The organism is Pseudomonas sp. QL9, assembly GCF_041409665.1.
GTDB classification, from domain to species: Bacteria; Pseudomonadota; Gammaproteobacteria; order Pseudomonadales; family Pseudomonadaceae; genus Pseudomonas; species Pseudomonas knackmussii.
Window position 1 is genome coordinate 5,058,751 of sequence record NZ_CP166971.1, and the last position, 19,645, is coordinate 5,078,395.

A 19,645-nucleotide genomic window follows, 5' to 3' on the forward strand; every position below is an offset into this window, starting at 1 on the left:
GCGTCCCCAGGACTGGTGAGGGGGACGTCGGGAAGAATGACGGATCCTGCCCGCCACTGGCGCGACGGGGCCGCCTGGAACGGCAGATCGATGGGGCCTTGCGCGCGGTCCCCTGGCGTTCCGCTTCGTCGCAGGACGAAACCCACGGACCGCTGCTATCCGCAGCCGGCCCGCCAAGCAAGGGCCCGGATTACCCACCGGGTCTGGATAAAAACAAGCTGTAGGGGAGTTCCCATGAGCGTCAACACGCCAACCCTGATCACCTTCGTGATCTACATCGCGACCATGGTTCTGATCGGCCTCGCCGCCTATCGTTCGACCAACAACTTCTCCGACTACATCCTCGGTGGCCGCAGCCTCGGCAGCTTCGTCACCGCGCTCTCGGCCGGTGCCTCGGACATGAGCGGCTGGCTGCTGATGGGCCTGCCGGGCGCCATCTTCCTGTCCGGTATCTCGGAGAGCTGGATCGCCCTCGGCCTGATCGCCGGCGCCTACCTGAACTGGCTTTTCGTCGCCGGCCGCCTGCGCGTGCACACCGAGCACAATGGCAACGCTCTGACGCTCCCGGACTACTTCTCCAGCCGCTTCGAGGATGACAGCCGCGTGCTGCGCGTGCTCTCCGCGGTGGTGATCCTGGTGTTCTTCACCATCTACTGCGCCTCCGGCATCGTCGCCGGTGCCCGCCTGTTCGAAAGCACCTTCGGCATGTCCTACGAGACCGCCCTGTGGGCCGGTGCCGCCGCGACCATCGCCTACACTTTCGTCGGTGGCTTCCTGGCGGTGAGCTGGACCGACACCGTGCAGGCCTCGCTGATGATCTTCGCGCTGATCCTCACTCCGATCATCGTGCTGTTCGCCAGCGGCGGCGTCGAACCGACCTTCGCTGCCATCGAGCTGAAGGACGCGGCCAACTTCGACATGCTCAAGGGCGCATCCTTCATCGGCGTGATCTCGCTGATGGCCTGGGGCCTGGGCTACTTCGGCCAGCCGCACATCCTGGCGCGCTTCATGGCCGCCGATTCGGTCAAGTCGATCCCGGCCGCTCGCCGCATCTCCATGGCCTGGATGATCTTCTGCCTGGCCGGTGCCGTGGCCGTGGGCTTCTTCGGCATCGCCTACTTCCAGGTGCACCCGGAGCAGGCTGGCGCCGTGGGCGAGAACCATGAGCGCGTGTTCATCGAACTGGCGAAGATCCTCTTCAACCCGTGGGTCGCCGGCGTGCTGCTGTCCGCCATCCTCGCGGCCGTGATGAGCACCCTGAGCTGCCAGCTGCTGGTCTGCTCCTCGGCGCTGACCGAAGACTTCTACAAGGCCTTCCTGCGCAAGAACGCCAGCCAGGTCGAGCTGGTCTGGGTCGGCCGTGGCATGGTGCTGCTGGTCGCGCTGATCGCCATCGCCCTGGCTGCCAACCCGGAGAACCGCGTGCTCGGCCTGGTTTCCTACGCCTGGGCCGGCTTCGGCGCTGCCTTCGGCCCGCTGGTGCTGTTCTCCGTGCTGTGGAAGCGCATGAACCGCAACGGCGCCCTGGCCGGCATGCTGGTCGGCGCGCTGACCGTGATCGTCTGGAAGCAGTTCGGCTGGCTCGGCCTCTACGAGATCATCCCGGGCTTCCTGTTCGCCAGCATCGCCATCGTGGTCTTCAGCCTGCTGGGCAAGGCTCCGTCCAAGGCCATGCTGCAGCGCTTCGACGAAGCCGAGGCGGAATACGCCGAAGCTCATCTGCCGGCTGCCGCGCCCGTCGCCGCGCGCTGATCGCCGGCTGACCGAAAGCCGCTGTCCGCCTTGTGCGGGCAGCGGCTTTTTTCATGTCCGCGGCCATAGTGCCGGGCGCGCGCCTGGGTTAAGGTGCCGCGCATTTTCCGCCGAAGGCATCGCCATGACCGAGAAACCCAAAGACCCGCTGCACGGCATGACCCTGCAGGCCATCCTCGAGCGCCTGGTACAGGCCTACGGCTGGGACGGCCTGGCGAAGCAGGTGGACATCCGCTGCTTCAAGAGCGACCCGAGCATCAAGTCCAGCCTGACCTTCCTGCGCCGCACGCCCTGGGCGCGCGAGCAGGTGGAGAAGCTCTACGTGAAGCTGGCGCGGGGCAGGAAATAGATTCGCGCGAGGGGAGGGCGCGGAGCACCCCGTAGGAGCGGACCTTGTCCGCGAATCGCGGGCGTGGCCCGCTCCTACAGGGAGGAGTTTCGCGGATGAGATCCGCTCCTACAATGTCAGCCCTGCGCTTCCGGAGCTACACAACACTCCCGTCACCCCCGCGAACGCGGGGGCCCAGCTAACAGCGACGGTTACAGCCCGCTCACCCTGAGGGTGGCCTGCGGCGTGCGACAGCCGGTGGCGATGTTCGGCTCCAGGTAGCTCTGCAGCATCGGCGCCATGCCCTTGAGCACTTGCACCGGCAGCGCCGAGGTGAACTTGAAGTTGCTCGCCTCGCTGCCCGCCACGTAGGCGGTGAGGGTGCCGAAGTGCCGCGGGCCGAGGTAGAACACGAAGGTCGCGGTGCGGTTCAGCGATTTCGAGCTCTTCACGCCGCCGCCGCGGGTGAAGGTCTCGAAGCGGTTGTCGCCGGTACCGGTCTTGCCGCCCATCACCACCGGGGTGCCGTCGGCCAGCTTGTAGCTGCCGGACAGGCGCCGCGCGGTGCCCTGGTCGACCACCTGCGAAAGCGCTTCGCGCAGGGTGCTGGCGACTTCCGAGGTCATCACCCGACGACCGACGTTGGCTTCCGGCGCCAGGCTCACCTCGTAGGGCGTGCCGGCGGCGAAGTGCAGGTTGTCGATGCGCAGGGTCGGCAGGCGGATGCCGTCGTTGAGGATGATCCCCATCAACTCGGCCAGCGCCGCCGGACGGTCCCCGGAGCTGCCCAGGGCGGTGGCCAGCGACGGCACCAGGTGATCGAACGGATAGCCCAACTGTTTCCACTGCTGGTGGATGTCGAGGAAGGCCTCGACCTCCAGCATGATGCGGATGCGCTTGTCGCGGGCACCCTTGTAGCGCGACTTGTACAGCCAGCCGTAGACCTGCCGGCGCTCGGCATTGCTGGCCGCCACGGCGTCGGCGAAGGTGGCCTGCGGCTGGCGTTGCAGGAAGCCGAGCAGCCACAGCTCCAGCGGGTGCACGCGGGCCACGTAGCCCTGGTCGTTGAGGTCGTAGGCGCCCGGTCCGTAGCGTTTGTAGAGGTCGTCCATGCGCTTGTCGGTGACTTTCTCGCCGACGTAGTGGCCCTGTTTCAGACGGTCCTGGACGAAGGCGGCGAAGGTCGCCTCGTCGGCGTTCGGCTGCAGGTAGCGGTGGATTGCTGCCAGCCGCACCGGCCAGGCGCGCAGGCCGTCGAGGAAGGTGTCGAGGCGGTCGTCAGGAGTCTTGCCGCGGTACTTCTGCCAGAAACGCAGCAGGTAGACCTGGCTCTCGTGGTCGACGAAACGGTCGAGATAGACCTGCCGGCGCGGGTCCTTGTCGTCCTGCAGCAGCGCCACCTTGGCGCCGGCGTTCTGGTACATGTCGTGGCGCACCAGGTCGCGCAGCAGGCGCACGAAGGGCAGGTTGATCGACTCGCGCAGGGCTTCGAGCAGGGTAGGGATGCGGCCGTTGTCCTCCTTGCGGAAGTTGTGGAAGGTGTGCACGCCGCCGCCGGTGAAGAAGCTCTCGTAGGGGCTGGCGGAATACTTGCGCTGCAGCGCGGCGGCAAGCATTGCCGAGAGGTCGCTCTTCGGGTTGGCGATCAGGTAGTCGACGGACCAGCGGCTGATGGCGTCCAGAGGCTCTACCGGCACCTTGCGCAGTTCGGCGGCGGGCTTGCCGTTGAGGTCGCGGTACAGGCCGGCGACCACTTCCAGGTAATTGGAGAGCACGCGCAGCTTGGCCGTCGAGCCGAGTTCCAGCTTGCTGCCTTCATTGATGTCGAAGGGCTGGTCGGTGTTGTCGGTCTGCACGCGCACGCGGTTGCCGTCGGGAGTGCGTTCGAAAAGGGTGAAGCTGTAGTTCACGTCGGCAGTCTTGTCCTTGGACAGCAGGTGCTCGCCGAACAGCCCGATGGAATCGGCGAAATCAGGGTCGGCCAGGTGCTTGAGGTAGCCGCTGATCTTGTTCTGCAGATCGTCCTGCAGGGTGGTGCTGAAGGTCATGTCCAGGCGGTCGAGGTCGTACAGCGGCACATCGAGCATCCCGGCCAGGCGGGTGCGCGCCAGGGTCACGCCCTTGTTCGGCTCCAGCGGCTGTACCGTCGGCTCGTTCTGCGGGTCGCGGAAGGCCAGTTGCTGGTCCAGCGCGGCGTCACGCAGCGCCGGGGTGATGATGCCGGCCTGGGCGAGCACGCGCAGGTGGCTGTCGGTCAGCACGTTCAGCGATTGGCGACCACGCGCGAGGTAATAGGAAGGCCGGCGGTGGGCGATCATCAGCGAGACCACCTGGCGCAGCGCCTTGCCCTGGGCTTCCAGGCTGGCAGCACCGACCGGCACGGAGAGCAGGCGGTTGACCTCCTGGAAGTCGGCGCCGTACCAGATCCACAGGCCGTCCGGCAGGCCGCTGACCTCGCCATAGCCGGGCTGCGCCGACAGCGGCACCGAGTTCAGGTAGGTGAGCACCACATTGCGCCGTGCCGCCAGGTTCTCCGCGCCGCCCTGGTAGGCCCGCACGCTGGCAGAGGCCATCTGCCGTAGCTTGTCGCGGATGGAGTTGGTGCGGCCGTCCACCGAATGGCGGTACTTCTCGATCTGCGTGGCCAGGGTGCTCCCGCCAGGAGCGTGGTTGCCCAGGCCGATCAAGTGCCCAACCTGGGCCAGGGCGGCCTGGGTGAAGCGGCTCCAGTCGATGGCCGGGTTGAGGTAGGGCCGCTGCGGGTCGAGCAGGTCGCGGTTCTCGATGAACAGCAAGCTGTTGACGATCATCGGCGCCACCGCGTCGTAGCTGGCGTAGAGCCGCTGCGGGTAGCGGAAGTTGTAGATCGGCAGGCCGCGGCAGTCGCTGATATCGACGCCGGCCTGGGCCTTCTCCGCATAGGGCGGGAACATGCCGTAACCGGTGTACTGCATCAGCGTCGGCGAGAAGCGCGCCTGGTCGAGGGTGACGAAGTTGCGGTCGTGCAGGCGTTGCAGGAACTGCGGCAGCTGCTGGTAGCCCAGGCGGCGGTCGAAGGGACCGGCGGTGGGGTAGTTGATCTGGTCGCTGGCGCCGGCGGCGACCTGCCAGGTCAGGTTCCCAGCCAGCCGCGCCAGTTCGCGTGCCTGCAGCTTGGACGTGCGCGCCTCATAGAGCAGGGCGGCGCCCAGGGCCGCGAGCAGCGGCAGGACGAACAGGAACAGGAGAAGGAATCGGTGGGGATGATGGTGGTGGTTTTTTTTCGGGGTAAAGCCGGGCTCCGGGCTGCCCGGTTGAGACTGCTGTTGACCGGAACTCACCGAATGCTCCATTTCACGACCTGCCCATGCTTTACCAGCCTGAGTAAGTGGACTCCGCCGACGTGATGACCGGCATCCATCCCGATGCCGCGTAAGCCCTCTGACAGCGGCTTCCTACAATGTTTGAGCGTAGTAGGCGTATAAAATTCTGCGAGATGCGTTGCTTTCTTACAGCCAAGTGGTAGGAATGCCTGACCAAAGAACCAGGAATTGTCCGATGCGCCCGTTGTTGCTGCTCTCGACCCTGCTGGCGTGCCTGGTGGCGCAGGCCGCACCCATGCCGTTCTACCTCTGGCAGAGTCGCCTCAACGGGAAGCTGACCTGCAGCCAGACGTCGCCAGGCGACGGCTGGTCGAAGTTGTCGGGGCCGTTCAGCGATGCCGGCTGTCGGCAACCGCTGCACACTGGGCCTTCGACCAAGGGGTTGGCGGTGCCGAAGGGGATCTAGGTGCGGTTCTCGCTCCTGCACGTCCTCGTCTTCCACGCGAACGCGGGGACCCAATGTCTAGTTTGGGTGTAGCGCGTCGCTTCGGTGTATTCGGATGTTTCTAGTTTCGCCCCCTCGGGCGACCTACTTTGTCAGTCGACACAAAGTAGGCAAAAGTCTTGCCCCGACATACGGGTCCGGCGGAGCCGGACTTCCCTCGCACATTCCCTCGCACCCGGAGGCACGCCGTCGAGAGCACGTCCCTGTACTCACGACGGCTCTTGCGACATCCATGTCGCATGACCTCCTCTGCGTGGGCTTTGCTCGGCCTCCTGTAAGGGGCGGCCCGGTGCGCGGGAATGTCCTCTGGAAGTCTTCAAGGCAAGAGCAGTGCTGCGGCTTTTCGTAGGATCGAGGGGACGCCTAGTCCTTGCTCGCGAACCGCACGGCACGGTGTTTTCCCTGTAGGAGCGGATCTCATCCGCGAATGGCGCGCACCGCGCGCCCGTACGAAAACCGCACGTCCCACCTAGAATGCCCCGGTCACTTTCACCGATTCGGAGCCCCGCCATGGGAGACAAAACCGCCCAGATTCAACGCAGCTGGCAACGCAACGCCGATGCCTGGGCCCGCGCTGTCCGCGAGCAGCGCATCGAGAGTCGGCGGCTGGTCACCGATGACGCCATCGTCGAGGCCGTGCTGCAGGGCTCGCCCAGGCGGGTGCTGGATATCGGCTGCGGCGAAGGCTGGTTGTGCCGGGTGCTGGCGGAGCGGGGTTGCGAGTCGGTCGGCATCGATGCTTCCGCGCCGTTGATCGAGCTGGCGCGGCAGGGTGGTGGCGGTCGCTACGAGGTGCTTTCGCAGGAGCAGTTGCTGGGTGAGGAGGGCGCCGGGCTTGGGCGGTTCGATGCGCTGGTGTGCAACTTCGCGCTCTTCGCGGAGGATCTGCTTCCATTGCTTACAGCGCTGCACAACTACCTCACGCCGGGCGGTCGTCTGCTGATCCAGACCTTGCATCCCTGGGCCGCCTGCGGCGACGAGCCGTATGCGGATGGCTGGCGCCTGGAGACCTTCGCGGCCTTCGGCGACGAGTTCGCCGAGCCGATGCCCTGGTACTTCCGCACCTTCGAGTCGTGGCTGGCGGCGCTGCATGCGGGCGGCTGGACCTTGCAGGCGTTGCGCGAGCCGCGCCTGCCCGATACCGGCCTTGCCTGCTCGCTGTTGCTGGTGGCGGTCGAGGCACAGGGCGGCTGATCGCAACGTGTCTACGTCGATGGTCTTGGTCGCACCATAAAGGGGCAGACGCCCCGGCGAAGCTGTGCAACACTCCGCGCCGACCTCAGTGGCTAACTCCCGCAATGCCCACGTCCGCCCCACAAGGGTGGGCAGCCTCTTCCGGCGTGCAGTCCTGGAACACCCCGATGAATGAATCCTCTTCCGCGCCTTCGGGTGCGGCGGCCGGCTTTTTTCCTCGACCGGCGTTCCTCATCCCGACCGCACCTCCGAGTCGCCGCTGATACGACCAACAACAAAACGAGGTTGCTTCAACATGTCGTCCCACGATCTGCAACGGGATCTCAACGAACGGCACATCCGACTCATGGCGCTGGGCGCCTGCATCGGCGTCGGCCTGTTCCTCGGTTCGGCGAAGGCCATCCAGATGGCCGGCCCGGCCATCATGCTCTCCTACATCATCGGCGGCCTGGCCATCCTGGTGATCATGCGCGCCCTCGGCGAGATGGCCGTGCACAACCCGGTAGCCGGCTCCTTCGCGCGTTACGCCCAGGATTATCTCGGTCCGCTGGCCGGCTACCTGACCGGCTGGAACTACTGGTTCCTCTGGCTGGTGACCTGCGTCGCGGAAATCACCGCGGTGGCCATCTACATGGGCATCTGGTTCCCCGAGGTGCCGCGCTGGATCTGGGCCCTGGCGGCCCTGGCGAGCATGGGCACCATCAACCTGATCGCGGTGCGCGCCTTCGGCGAGTTCGAGTTCTGGTTCGCCCTGATCAAGATCGTCACCATCCTCGCGCTGATCCTGGTCGGCGGCGGCATGATCGTCTTCGGCCTGGGCAACGGCGGTATCGCCACCGGCATCAGCAACCTTTGGAGCAACGGCGGCTTCATGCCCCATGGCATCGGCGGTGTGCTGATGTCGCTGCAGATGGTGATGTTCGCCTACCTCGGCGTGGAGATGATCGGCCTCACCGCCGGTGAAGCGAAGAACCCACAGAAGACCATTCCCGGGGCGATCAACTCGGTGTTCTGGCGCATCGTGCTGTTCTACGTCGGCGCGCTCTTCGTGATCATGTCGATCTACCCATGGAACGAGATCGGCACCCAGGGCAGCCCCTTCGTGATGACCTTCGAGCGCCTGGGCATCAAGACCGCCGCCGGCATCATCAACTTTGTGGTGATCACCGCCGCGCTGTCGTCCTGCAACGGCGGCATCTTCAGCACCGGGCGCATGCTCTACAGCCTCGCCCAGCACGGCCAGGCGCCGGCGGTCTTCGCCAAGACTTCCAAGGGCGGCGTGCCGCGCAATGCGTTGATCCTGTCGATCGTCGCCCTGCTGTTCGGCGTGCTGCTGAACTACCTGGTGCCGGAAAAGGTGTTCACCTGGGTGACCTCCATCGCCACCTTCGGCGCGATCTGGACCTGGGCCATGATCCTGCTGGCGCAGCTGAAGTTCCGCCGCGGCCTGAGCCCGGCCGAAGCCGGCAAGCTGCAGTTCAGGATGTGGCTGTACCCGCTCAGCTCCTACCTGGCCATGGCCTTCCTGGTGCTGGTGGTGGCGCTGATGGCGTTCTTCGAGGACACCCGCATCGCCCTCTACATCGGCCCGGCCTTCCTGGTCCTGCTGGTGGTGCTGTACTACGCGTTCAACCTCGCTCCCAAAGGCGAGCAGGGCAGCGTTGCCAGCCGCGCCTGATGCTCGGTTGAGCGAATGAAAGGGGCCTCTTCGGAGGCCCTTTTTCTTTGCACGGCCGGCTCAGGCCGTCGGCAGGCTGCCGGCCATGCGGGTCAGGCGGCGGTCGAACTCGGTGATCTCCAACTGCAGGCCGACGGGGCGCTTGTCGATGAGCGTGGCGAGGGTCCGTTCAGCGGCGGCGAACAGCGTGTCGACGATGCGCTGGCGCAACTCCTCGGGGCGCCCAGGGGCGATGCGGACCTGGATCTGAATGAAGGCTTCGTCGCAAGTGTCGGCGCCGACGTGGTAGTGGTCGATGGCGCGGGCGAAGGTGCGCAGGCCGTTCAGGGGAAATACGCCGAGGGCCAGGGCGGCTTCGTGGAGTTTCCGGGGAAGGCCGAGCGGTTGGAGATCGCCAGCAAGGTTGGCGGTGTAGTCGATGGCGATGTGCGGCATGTCGGCATCCTTATTCGAGGAGCCGACATCCTAGGTGGGAAGCCGCGCGATGAATATGCGGGTGACTACGTATTCCACCCCTCGCGGACGGCGTCCGCGAGGGGGCGATCAGGCCGCCAGCAGCGGCGGCATCGGGCAGTCGAGGATGTCGGCCACTGCGCGCAGCAGCTCGGCCTCGGCGATGCTGATATGGCCGTCGGATTCGATGCAGCGCGCCATGGCCTTGAGCAGTTGCGGCTTCTGCAGCGGGCGCAGTTGCACCAGGCGCCGGAGCGCCACTTCCAGCTCGCGCAACTTGCCCGCCGCGGGGCGTTGGCGCAGGGAGAAGGGCAGTGCGCTCCAGGCTTCGCTGAAGGCCTGTTCGGCGTGCAGTTCACCGGCGTCGTCGACGGCGCTGAGGAAGCTGAGCAGCACCGCCGCTTCTTCCTGCAAGTCCTCCAGCGGCAGGTTGCCGATACGCGCCGAGCCCGGTCGCAGGTTGCGCTCGACGATGCGCAGCAACGTCCACTCCAGCAGCTTCACCCGGCCATCGGCCTTGATCAGCAGCGCCATGTTCTGCCGCAGGGTTTCGAACTGCGGCGTATCCAGCTGCTTCAGCGCCGGCATGGCGAGGTCGAGCAGCGGCAGGCGTTGGCCCGCATCGAGGGCGCGCAGGGCGTCGTCGAGAAGATCGAGCTGGAAGGCCGGGCCGAGGTCCAGGTGCTGCTTGATCAGTTGCATCTGCTGGTCGCGGGCCGCCGGCTCGCTGTCCATCAGCAGGCCGTAGACCAGCGCCTGGGCGCCGTCGATGGTGCGGGCGGCGCTGTGCAGACGGTCATCCAGTTGGTGCAGGGTGCTGCGGGCGACTTCCAGATGCTCTTCGCGGGGCTCGCCGATGGCTTCCACCGAGGCCAGCGCTGCACTCGGCGCAAAGCCGCTGAGCGCGGCATTCCAGCTTTCGCGGTCGAGCAACGGGGTATCCAGGCGCGGCTCGACCTTCGGGTAGCGGCCGTCCCAGTTGGGCTCGATGCGGCGGATGCGTTGCTTGAGCGGCGGGTGGGTGTCGAAGCCGAACCAGTGGGCTCCCGTGCCGTCGCCGAAGTACAGGTGGCTGAATTCGGCGCGGTGCAGGGCGGCCAGCAGCGAACCGTGGCCGCCGATCTTCTTCAGCGCCCCGGCGATGCCGGCCGGGTTGCGGGTGAACTGCACGGCGGAGGCGTCGGCGAGGTATTCGCGTTGGCGGTTCACGGCGGCCTTGATCAGGTTGCCGAAGAAGCTGCCGATCGAGCCCAGCGCCCAGAGGGCGGCACCGGCGAGAACGGCCATCAGGATGAAGGCGAGGGCGGAACCGCCACCCGAATCGCTGCCTGAACTGCTGCTGCGATTGCCGATGCGCACCCGCGCGCCGCTACCCGAGTCGCTGTCCCAGAGCCCGCGCAGGACGGTCTCGCCGATCAGCCCGAGCACCAGGATACCGTGCAGCAGCGCCACCAGGCGGGTGTTCAGGCGCATGTCGCCGTTATAGATGTGGCTGAACTCGTGGGCGATCACGCCCTGCAGCTCGTCGCGGTCGAGCAGGTCGATGGCCCCGCGGGTGATGCCGATCACCGCATCGCGCGGCGTGAGGCCGGCGGCGAAGGCGTTGATGGCCTCGTCATCGAGCAGGTACACCGGCGGCACCGGGGTGCCCGATGCCAGGGCCATTTCCTCGACCACGTTGAGCACCCGGCGCTCGTCCGGGCCCTTGGCGTCGAGGCTGATCAGCCGGCCGCCCAGGCGCTCGGCCACGGCGCGGCCGCCGGCGCTGAGCTGGTTCTGCTTGTAGAGCGCGGCGATCACCACGACGCTCACCACCACCAGGGCCACGCCCAGGTAGAGGTCGAAGTTGGACAGGTTGTTCGGCGAGGTCCAGTGCGTTCCCGGCTCGCCGATGTGCCGCCAGAGCCAGCCGAGCACCAGCGTGGTGATGCTCACCAGGCAGGTCACGGCGAGGGCCAGGAGCAGGACCAGGCGCCCGGTCTGGCGGCGGGCGCGGTCCTGGTGCTGGAAGAAGTTCATCGACGGCTCCGGTCGTCAGAAGGTGACCTTGGGAGCGTCCTGGATCTGCTTGCTGTCGGCGAATTCGAGCAGGGCGGCGTCGGTCTTGTGGCCGAAGGTCGGCGCCAGCAGCACGGCGGGGAAGGACTGGCGGTAGGTGTTGTACTCCATCACCGCGTCGTTGTAGGCCTGGCGGGCGAAGGCGACCTTGTTCTCAGTGCTCGACAGCTCCTCGGTGAGCTGCTGCATGTTCTGCGAGGCCTTGAGGTCCGGGTAGGCCTCCATGGTCACGTTGAGCCGGCCCAGGGCGCCACCCAGCGCGCCTTCGGCGCTGGTCAGCTGCGCCACGCCAGCAGCTTCGCCGGGGTGCGCGGCGGCGGCCTTGAGCCCGGCCACTGCGGCGTTGCGCGCGGCGATCACGGCTTCCAGGGTTTCGCGCTCGTGCTTGAGGTAGGCCTTGGCGGTTTCCACCAGGTTGGGAATCAGGTCGTAGCGGCGCTTGAGCTGCACCTCGATCTGCGCGAAGGCGTTCTTGTAACGTGCGCGCAGGCTCACCAGGCGGTTGTAGGCGCCGATCGCGCCAAACAGCGGGGCGGCCAGGATGGCAACGGTTACCAGGGAGGAGACTGACATGGGACGTCCTTATCGCGATCAGTGGAGGCGCCGATGATAGCGAAAAGCCTGCCGCAGGGAAGTGGCTGGATCACACGGCGAGGGACGCAAAAAGAGGGCCTCCGAAGAGGCCCGTGAGTGTGGGAAGAGGTTTCAGGCCAGGGCGTAGCGGCCCGGACGGACCAGGCTGCGCTCCACCCACCAGCCGAAGACGAGCCCGAGGGTGCTCCAGAGGATCGCCTGGATGCCCAGCGAAACCAGGCGGAACTGCCAGAGCAGGTCGGCGGGGAAGTCCGCCGGCACTTCGCGCACGGCCGGGAACAGGCCGGCGGCGACGGCGCACACCAGCACGTACAGCACCGCGCCGGCGAGCGAGCCGCTCCAGGCACCGTGCCGGGCGATCAGGCGGCGGGCGAAGTTCACCGCGATGGCGGCAGCGGCCACGGAGACGGCGATCATCAGGAAGAACAACGCGGTGCGGCGCTGGATGCTTTCCGGATCGCCCACCGACGGTGGATTGGCCGGGTACTTCAGGCTCGGCACCAGGTACAGGCTGACGAAGGCGGCCAGGGCCAGCAGCGCGCCGAGCGAGCGTGGGCCGATGCGACCGACGCGGCCCAGGGCATAGGCGAAGACCAGGGCGAAAAGACCGCCCATGGACGCGCTGTACACCACCACGCCGGTGAGCAGGCCGAAGCTGGCCTGCACTTCGCGGCTGACCAGTTCTTCTTCGTGGTCATGGTCGTGGGCGGCGACGCCGTTGGCCGCTTCATCGACCTCGTGCATCGACGCGTGCTGTTCCTCGAAGGCGATCGCGCGATCGACTTCCGGCTCCCCGAAGACCCGGGCGAAACCGAAGGCGAGCAGGCCCGCCAGGATGCCGACGAGCATCCCGCGCAGCAGGAGTTTTCCAGTCATGTGGGTGTCCCCGGTCAGTGGCAGGGGAAGCCCAGCAGGTGGCGGCCGTCGTGCACGAACTCGTGGACGTACATACCCTTGAACATCGAGGTGGCGCCTTGTTCGGCGCCGACGAAGTACAGCGCCAGCACCAGCAGCAGGCCGCCGAAAACGGCCCAGGGCAGCAGTTCGCCCAGCGGGATGACGGGAATGGAAACGCCGGAATCGGCGTGGGTGGCTGAATGAGCCATGAAAACCTCCTAGGATTGCGCGTCCTGAAAGTGGATGTGGATGCGGGGAAGGGTCTGACTCTCAGTCCAGGGACCGAATACAGTGGCGCGACCGTGCCGGGTTCCAACCGGCTTCCTTCCGCTGCAATGTGCTGCGAGAGCGCCGGGGAGTGTAAACCTCGACGTCGCCGAATGGGAGTGAATTTCAATGCCGATCCGCATGAGCCTGGTTTGCCATGGCCGTACCCGGGCGCAGCGCGAAAGTCGCTTCGCCCGTGACGACGAGGCGCTGGAGCACGATCACGAAGCCGCGTTGGCGATGCGCGTTGGCGAGCTGAGGGCCCCGCGACGGGTGCTCTGCGCGCCGGAGCTGCGTACCCGGCAGACGGCCGCGGCCTGGCACGGCGAGGCGCAGGTGCTCGATGAGCTTCGCGATTGCGACTACGGCGCCTGGCGCGGGCACGGCCTGGACGAGTTGCCGGCGGACGCGCTGGCAGACTGGCTGAGCAACCCCGACAGCACGGCCCACGGCGGCGAGTCGCAGGCCCAGCTGTGCGCCCGGGTCGGCGCCTGGCTCGACGGCTTTTGCGAGGAAGGGCACAGCGTCGTGGTCACCCATCCTGCGGTCCTGCGAGCAGCCTTGCTGCACGTGATCGGGGCCGGCGCGCAAGGCTTCAACACCATCGACGTCGAACCGCTGGCGGTGCTGCGCCTGACCTTCAACGGCCGCTGGCGCGTGCGCCTGTAGGGCTATGCTCTGTGAGCATTTGCGCCTGCCCTGGAGAGAGCCATGTCCCACCGCCCGAGCCTGATCCCCTGCCTGCGCTACCGCGACGCGCCAGCCGCCATAGACTGGCTCTGCAACACCTTCGGCTTCCGTCGCCAACTGGTGGTGGATGACGGCGAGGGCGGCATCGCCCACGCGCAGCTGTGCCTGCCGGACGGCAGCGGCATGCTGATGCTCGGTTCGGCGGTGGACAACGAGTACGGCCGACTGATGCACACCCCGGCCGAGGTTGGCGGCTGCACCCAGAGCCTGTACCTGGTGGTAGCCGATGCCGAGGCCATGTATCGCCGCGCGCTCGAGGCCGGGGCGAGCATGGTGATCGACATTCGCGACGAAGATTACGGCGGCCAGGGCTTCACCTGCCGCGACCCCGAGGGGCATGTGTGGAGCTTCGGCACCTACGACCCTTGGCATTGAACGAGTAAGGAGCAAGGCATGAACGACGTGCAGTTCGCCGATGGCGCGAAGGTTCCGGCCATCGGCCAGGGCACCTGGCGCATGGGCGAGGACAGGGCGGCGCGCAAGCGCGAAGTGGCGGCCCTGCGCGAGGGCATCGAGCGGGGCATGACGCTGATCGACGCCGCCGAGATGTACGGCGAAGGCGGCTCCGAAGAGGTGGTCGGCGAGGCCATTCGCGATTGTCGCGACCAGGTGTTCCTGGTCAGCAAGGTCTATCCGCACAACGCCAGCCACAGGGGTGTTCCGGCGGCCTGCGAGCGCAGCCTTAAGCGCCTGGGTACCGACTGCCTGGACCTCTACCTGCTGCACTGGCGCGGCCAGTACCCGCTGGAGGAAACCGTCGAGGCCTTCGAGCGCCTGCGCGAGGCCGGCAAGATCCGCCGTTGGGGCGTGTCCAATTTCGACCTCGACGACATGCACGAGCTGGGCACCACGGCCTGCGCCACCAACCAGGTGCAATACAGCCTGGAAGAGCGCGGCGTCGAATGGGACCTGCTGCCCTGGTGCCAGGCACAGCGCATGCCGTTGATGGCCTACTGCCCGGTCGGGCAGGGCGGCGGCCTGTTGCACGATGCCACGCTGCGCGAAGTCGCCGAGCGCCACGCCGCGACCCCGGCGCGGGTGGCCCTGGCCTGGCTGGTGCAGAAGGGCGGGGTGATCGCCATTCCCAAGGCCGTCGATCCGGCCCATGTGCGCGACAACGCCGCCGCGCTCGAACTGCGCCTGGACGCCGACGACCTGGCCAGGCTCGATGCTGCCTTCCCACCGCCCAAGCGCAAGGCGCATCTGGCAGTCGTGTAGGAGCGGATCTCATCCGCGAAAATCGACGCACCCCGGCGACCCTCAGGAGCGGGCCATGCCCGCCCATCGCGGACAAGGTCCGCTCCTACAAAAAAGCGCCGTGCCATGGTAAGAAGCGCCCTCTGATCGATGGAGGTTGTCATGGCGAAGTTGCGTGTCGGGGTGATTTTCGGTGGGCGTTCCGCGGAGCACGAGGTGTCGCTGCAATCGGCGAAGAACATCGTCGATGCGCTGGATCGCTCGCGCTTCGAGCCGGTCCTTATCGGCATCGACAAGGAGGGCCGCTGGCACCTGAACGACGCCTCCGACTACCTGCTGAACCAGGAAAACCCGGCGCTGATCGCGATCAACCGTTCCAACCGCGAGCTGGCCGTGGTGCCCGGCAAGGCTGAGCACCAGCTCGTTGAAACCGGCAGCCGCCAGCTGCTCGACCACGTCGATGTGATCTTCCCCATCGTCCACGGCACCCTCGGCGAGGACGGCTGCCTGCAAGGCCTGCTGCGCATGGCCGACCTGCCTTTCGTTGGCTCCGATGTGCTGGGCTCGGCGATCTGCATGGACAAGGATGTCAGCAAGCGCCTGCTGCGCGACGCCGGCATCGCGATCACCCCCTTCATCACCCTGACCCGCCGCACTGCCGCCCGCACGCCTTTCGCCGAGGCACAACGCCAGCTCGGCCTGCCGCTGTTCGTCAAACCGGCCAACCTCGGTTCCTCGGTGGGTGTCAGCAAGGTCGAGGACGAGGCCGCCTACGACGCTGCCGTGAAGCTGGCCCTGGCCTACGACGACAAGGTGCTGGTGGAGGCGGCGGTGAAGGGCCGTGAGATCGAGTGCGCAGTGCTTGGCAACGAAGAGCCGGTTGCCAGCGGCTGCGGTGAGATCGTGGTGAGCAGCGGGTTCTACTCCTACGACAGCAAGTACATCGACGAAGACGCCGCGCGCGTGGTGGTCCCGGCGGACATCAGCGCCGAGGCCAGCGAGCGCATCCGCCGGCTCGCCGTGCAAGCCTTCCAGGTGCTGGAGTGCTCGGGGCTGGCGCGGGTCGACGTGTTCCTTACCGAGGATGGCGAGGTGCTGATCAACGAGCTCAACTCGCTGCCGGGCTTCACCCGCATCAGCATGTATCCCAAGCTCTGGCAGGCCGCCGGCATGAGCTACAGCGAACTGGTCAGCCGCCTGATCGACCTGGCCATCGAACGCCACACCGCGCGCCGCGCGCTACAAACCAACCGCTGAACCGGCGCCGCACGTCGGTCCGGGCCTTGCCCGGGTGCCAGCCTGCTAGTTTTGCCTGATGCCCGGCCCTGGGTGGGCCGGATCAGGGAGCGGGATCATGGCCGACAATTCAGGGCAGGCCGCGGCGGCGGCCATTCGGGAAGTGGTGCGGGACTACGTCGAAGGCATGGTGTTCGCCGACGAGAAGCGCCTGCGCCGGGCGTTCCATCCGGACTGCAAGGTCATCGGCCATTACCAGGGCGACCTGGAGTGGCTGGGCTTCGAGGACTTCGTTGCGGCAGTGCTCGCCGGTGGCGCGGCCGAGGAGGGCAGCCAGGCAACCTGGGAGATCCAAGCCCTGGACGTCACCGGCGACAGCGCCGCGGTCAAGGTGCTCGACGACTACCTGGACATGCGCTTCACCGACTACCTCTCGCTGCTGCGCACCGACGCCGGCTGGGTGATCGTCAACAAGCTCTATTACCTGCATTCCTGAGTCGTCTCGATGCCTTTCGCCGCAGCCGTCGCAACGCCGGCTGCACGCTTATTCCGTGCAATTTTGACAAATCGACCTCTACACTCCTGATCTGGCAATGGTCACGCTCGGGAGTGAAACGATGAGTTCTTCTTCGCGTACGGTTTTCGCGGCAGCGCTGCTGGCGTTGCTGTTGGGTGCAGTCCCGGTCACGCACAATCTGGCATGGGGCGATGAGTCGACGCCGCCCAGCGGCATGGACGAAGGCGACCAGCAGGGCCCGCTGGGCGATCTCTCCGACTACGGCAAGCTGGCAGAGGAATCGCTGGATGCCGTGGGCACGGGCGATTTCGCCACGGCGCGCGCCAAGGTCGACGAGATGCAGGGCAAGTGGCATGCAGCCGCGCCGCAGCTCAAGCGCAAGAGTCCGGAGGACTGGAAAGCGGCCAACGCGGCGGTCGAACAGGTGGTCAAGGAACTGCACGCCAAGACCCCGGACAAGGACCGCAGCCTCGACGCCCTCAATACCCTGTTGTCCACCTTCAACGACATCCAGGGCATCAGCGACTAAGCCCCGAACCACCCCGGCGCCCCGTGCGCCGGGGGGATGACCGGCCGTCGGCTACCCCCTCCAGTTACTCGTCATCACAATTTCATCACATCTCCGTCGCGCCGTTTTCACCTTCGCCTGCGCAGGATGGCGCCCAGCATCCGGTATGCCGCCGGTCGCGCCTTCCGAATCATCGCCCGCGAGGCCAGTTGCGAAGTGAAGTCGTCTCCCAACGCTGGACGTGACAAGCGACTCCCCCTGTTCAAATCCCGGCCGTTCCTGGCTGCCTTGCTGGGCGGGCTCGGCCTGCTCGCGCTCGGCCTGGGCGGCGCGGCGAGTTTCTCCGGCGAGCGCGACCTGAAGCAGCTCGGCCCGGCGGACCTGGCGGCGCAGTGGAGCCACGGCGATGTCGTGGTGCTGGTGCGACATGCAGAGCGTTGCGACCGCTCCAGTGCTCCCTGCATGGGCGCGAAGGACGGCATCACCGTGCGTGGCGGCGAGATGGCCAGCACCGTCGGCCGTGACTACCGCACCTTCTTCGGCCTGGACAACGCCGACATCTACGCCAGCCCGCTGACCCGCACCACCCAGACCGCCGACCTGATGTTCGGCAACGTCAAGCCGGACCAGTGGTGGGCAGCCGACTGCAAGGGCAAGCTGCTCGACAACGTGCTGGCGCACAAGGCCAGCCATCGCAACCTGATCCTGGTGACCCACAGCGAGTGCATGGAGCAGTTGGTCCAGGCGCTCGATCACCACGACATCGACACCCCGGACTACGCCTCCTCGCTGGTACTGGCCAGCGATGGCAAGGGTGGGCTGCAGGTGGTCGGGAAGATCGATCCCGATGATTGGTCCAAGACCCAGCAACTGAGCCAGCGCTAAGCTCTCAGGCCAGCACCCCGGCCCAGGCGGACACCAGCAAGATCAGGGCGAGTCCACGGTTCATCCGTTGCAGCGCGTGCGGCGAACGCAGCAGGCGCGCGCTGCCGGCGCCCAGCCCGGCCCATGCCAGCAGGCAGGGCACACCCACCAGGAAGAACAGCAGCGCCATCAGCTGTACCCGCAGCAGGCGATCGTCGCCGTGCCCGGCATAGACGCCGATCACCGCCAACCCCACCGTCCAGTTCTTCGGATTCACCACTTGCAGGCTGAGCGCATCGAACAGGCCCATGCGCCGCGTGGGCTCGCCGCCTTCCAGGCCCTGTAGCGGGCTGTTCCAGATCTGCCAGGCCAGCCAGGTCAGCCAGAGCACGCCGGCGGCGGCCATGACGCCCTGCACTTGCGGTAGCCGAACGAGCAGTTCGCCTACCCCACATCCCACCAGCAACACCATAAGCGCTGCGCCGACACAGCCGCCCAGGATGATCGGCAGCGCTGCACGCCAGCCATGCCGTGCGCTGTTGCTGAAGATCAGCAGGTTGGTCGGCCCGGGTGTGATGGCGGCGACGAAGGCGAAGAGCAGGAAGGGCAGCCACTGCTGCAGGGCGGGGATCATGGAAAGGCTCCGGATGCGAGGGGAGCCTGCATCCTCGCCGGCGGCGTACGCTCAGTCTGGAAGCTTTGAGCAGCGCGTGCGGTAGTACGCCGGGGTGACCCCGTAGGCGCGGCGGAACCAGCGGCCGAGGTGACTCTGATCGGCGAAACCGAGGTCGGCGGCGACCTGCGCCGGCGCCAGTCCGCGGCCGAGCAACTGGCGCGCGCGGGCCAGGCGCAGCTGGATCAGGTAGGCATGCGGCGGCAGGCCGAAGGCCTCCTTGAAGGCGCGGCTGAGGCGGAAGCGGTCGCAGCCGGCGGCGCGCGCCAGGTCGTCGAGGTCGATGTCGCGCATCAGGTTGGCGTGAAGGTAGTCCCGCGCGCGCAACGCCACCATCGGCAGTCGCGGGTTGTCGTCGATGCGCTTGCGCCATTGCAGGCGGCGGGTCAGCCCGCCGAGCAGCTCGTCGAGGGCGGCCTGGCGGACGATGCGCAGGTCGCGCCCGTGCACGGCCTGGAAGGCGGCGTCGATGCCGGCGGCCAACCGCGAGTCGTCGAAGAGGATCTGCGGCACGCTCAGCTGGAAGCCGCTGGGCACGTCCTCGAAGAGCGCGCCCAGTTCGCGATCCAGCCACTGCGGGTCAATGTAGAGCATGCGATAGGTGAAGCCGCCCTCGGTGGGCGCGTCGCCGTCGTGGATGTCGCCGGGCTCGAGGAAGAACACCTTGCCCGGCGTGCTGACGTTGCGCTGCTGGCGGCAGCGGAACTGCTGCACGCCGGTTTCGGTGAAGCCGATCAGGTAGCTGTCGTGCCAGTGCGGATCGTAGGCGTGGCCCTTGAAGTGCGCGCGCAGCGTCTCGATGCCGGTGTCGGCATCCTGCAGCAGGTCGATCCAGTTGTCGCCGGGCATGGCGCGCCTCCGCAATCCGCGAG

20 protein-coding genes are annotated in these 19,645 nt (G+C 67.0%); 12 read left to right on the forward strand and 8 right to left on the reverse strand.

Translation table 11 applies throughout. From position 1 onward, the window contains the following. Positions 1-234 precede the first annotated feature (234 nt). Positions 235-1,752, forward strand: coding sequence for a sodium/proline symporter PutP (gene putP, locus ACA097_RS23545; RefSeq protein WP_371366352.1), 1,518 nt, complete (start codon positions 235-237; stop codon positions 1,750-1,752). Between the two features lie 124 nt (positions 1,753-1,876). Next, positions 1,877-2,101: a VF530 family DNA-binding protein gene (locus ACA097_RS23550; protein WP_371366354.1), complete on the forward strand. Its 225-nt coding sequence runs from the start codon at positions 1,877-1,879 to the stop codon at positions 2,099-2,101. 191 nt (positions 2,102-2,292) lie between these two features. Here the strand turns inward: ACA097_RS23550 and ACA097_RS23555 are convergent, their stop codons facing one another. Beyond that, complete coding sequence (locus ACA097_RS23555) at positions 2,293-5,412, reverse strand: transglycosylase domain-containing protein (protein WP_371366356.1); 3,120 nt, start codon at positions 5,410-5,412, stop codon at positions 2,293-2,295. Positions 5,413-5,617: 205 nt separating this feature from the next. Here ACA097_RS23555 and ACA097_RS23560 point away from each other — a divergent pair, with 205 nt between their 5' ends. From ACA097_RS23560 to ACA097_RS23570, 3 genes are all read left to right on the forward strand, one after another. After that, entirely contained in the window at positions 5,618-5,848 is a 231-nt protein-coding gene (locus tag ACA097_RS23560) for a hypothetical protein (protein WP_371366358.1), read from the forward strand. A gap of 549 nt (positions 5,849-6,397) precedes the next feature. Further along, on the forward strand, positions 6,398-7,081 hold the full coding sequence (locus ACA097_RS23565; protein ID WP_371366360.1) for a class I SAM-dependent methyltransferase: 684 nt from the start codon (positions 6,398-6,400) through the stop codon (positions 7,079-7,081). A gap of 295 nt (positions 7,082-7,376) precedes the next feature. Next, positions 7,377-8,759 (forward strand): amino acid permease, encoded by a 1,383-nt coding sequence (locus ACA097_RS23570; RefSeq protein ID WP_371366362.1) that lies wholly within the window; start codon positions 7,377-7,379, stop codon positions 8,757-8,759. Between the two features lie 60 nt (positions 8,760-8,819). On the opposite strand, the gene ACA097_RS23575 is transcribed toward ACA097_RS23570, so the two are convergent. From ACA097_RS23575 to ACA097_RS23595, 5 genes are all read right to left on the reverse strand, one after another. Beyond that, positions 8,820-9,194, reverse strand: coding sequence for a 5-carboxymethyl-2-hydroxymuconate Delta-isomerase (locus tag ACA097_RS23575; RefSeq protein WP_371366364.1), 375 nt, complete (start codon positions 9,192-9,194; stop codon positions 8,820-8,822). 108 nt (positions 9,195-9,302) lie between these two features. Then, complete coding sequence (locus ACA097_RS23580; protein ID WP_371366366.1) at positions 9,303-11,231, reverse strand: M48 family metallopeptidase; 1,929 nt, start codon at positions 11,229-11,231, stop codon at positions 9,303-9,305. A 15-nt stretch (positions 11,232-11,246) separates the two neighbouring features. Beyond that, the gene (locus ACA097_RS23585) at positions 11,247-11,843 is read right to left on the reverse strand and encodes a LemA family protein (protein WP_371366368.1); all 597 of its coding nucleotides are present in this window, start codon (positions 11,841-11,843) and stop codon (positions 11,247-11,249) included. A 132-nt stretch (positions 11,844-11,975) separates the two neighbouring features. Further along, a complete protein-coding gene (locus tag ACA097_RS23590) occupies positions 11,976-12,740 on the reverse strand; it encodes a CbtA family protein (RefSeq protein ID WP_371366370.1) in 765 nt (254 codons plus the stop codon). 14 nt (positions 12,741-12,754) lie between these two features. Beyond that, positions 12,755-12,970 carry a CbtB-domain containing protein gene (locus tag ACA097_RS23595; protein ID WP_043253346.1) on the reverse strand — a complete coding sequence of 72 codons (216 nt, stop codon included), beginning with the start codon at positions 12,968-12,970 and terminating at the stop codon, positions 12,755-12,757. A gap of 187 nt (positions 12,971-13,157) precedes the next feature. Here ACA097_RS23595 and ACA097_RS23600 point away from each other — a divergent pair, with 187 nt between their 5' ends. The 7 genes from ACA097_RS23600 (at position 13,158) to ACA097_RS23630 (ending at position 18,121) form a co-directional block, all read left to right on the forward strand. Further along, a complete protein-coding gene (locus ACA097_RS23600) occupies positions 13,158-13,697 on the forward strand; it encodes a histidine phosphatase family protein (RefSeq protein ID WP_371366373.1) in 540 nt (179 codons plus the stop codon). 42 nt (positions 13,698-13,739) lie between these two features. Beyond that, positions 13,740-14,153, forward strand: coding sequence for a VOC family protein (locus tag ACA097_RS23605; RefSeq protein WP_371366375.1), 414 nt, complete (start codon positions 13,740-13,742; stop codon positions 14,151-14,153). Positions 14,154-14,171: 18 nt separating this feature from the next. Next, positions 14,172-14,996 carry an aldo/keto reductase gene (locus tag ACA097_RS23610; RefSeq protein ID WP_371366377.1) on the forward strand — a complete coding sequence of 275 codons (825 nt, stop codon included), beginning with the start codon at positions 14,172-14,174 and terminating at the stop codon, positions 14,994-14,996. Between the two features lie 141 nt (positions 14,997-15,137). Beyond that, positions 15,138-16,232 carry a D-alanine--D-alanine ligase gene (gene ddlA, locus ACA097_RS23615; protein WP_371366380.1) on the forward strand — a complete coding sequence of 365 codons (1,095 nt, stop codon included), beginning with the start codon at positions 15,138-15,140 and terminating at the stop codon, positions 16,230-16,232. Positions 16,233-16,329: 97 nt separating this feature from the next. Further along, complete coding sequence (locus ACA097_RS23620) at positions 16,330-16,707, forward strand: nuclear transport factor 2 family protein (protein ID WP_043253341.1); 378 nt, start codon at positions 16,330-16,332, stop codon at positions 16,705-16,707. A gap of 121 nt (positions 16,708-16,828) precedes the next feature. Next, the gene (locus ACA097_RS23625; RefSeq protein ID WP_043253340.1) at positions 16,829-17,257 is read left to right on the forward strand and encodes a hypothetical protein; all 429 of its coding nucleotides are present in this window, start codon (positions 16,829-16,831) and stop codon (positions 17,255-17,257) included. A gap of 195 nt (positions 17,258-17,452) precedes the next feature. After that, positions 17,453-18,121 carry a histidine phosphatase family protein gene (locus ACA097_RS23630; RefSeq protein ID WP_371366382.1) on the forward strand — a complete coding sequence of 223 codons (669 nt, stop codon included), beginning with the start codon at positions 17,453-17,455 and terminating at the stop codon, positions 18,119-18,121. 4 nt (positions 18,122-18,125) lie between these two features. Here ACA097_RS23630 and ACA097_RS23635 read toward each other — a convergent pair whose 3' ends face one another. Both ACA097_RS23635 and ACA097_RS23640 read right to left on the reverse strand, forming a co-directional pair. After that, positions 18,126-18,734, reverse strand: a complete 609-nt coding sequence (locus ACA097_RS23635) for a LysE family translocator (RefSeq protein WP_371366384.1) — start codon at positions 18,732-18,734, stop codon at positions 18,126-18,128. Positions 18,735-18,785: 51 nt separating this feature from the next. Beyond that, positions 18,786-19,622 (reverse strand): AraC family transcriptional regulator, encoded by an 837-nt coding sequence (locus tag ACA097_RS23640; RefSeq protein ID WP_043253338.1) that lies wholly within the window; start codon positions 19,620-19,622, stop codon positions 18,786-18,788. Positions 19,623-19,645: the final 23 nt, after the last annotated feature.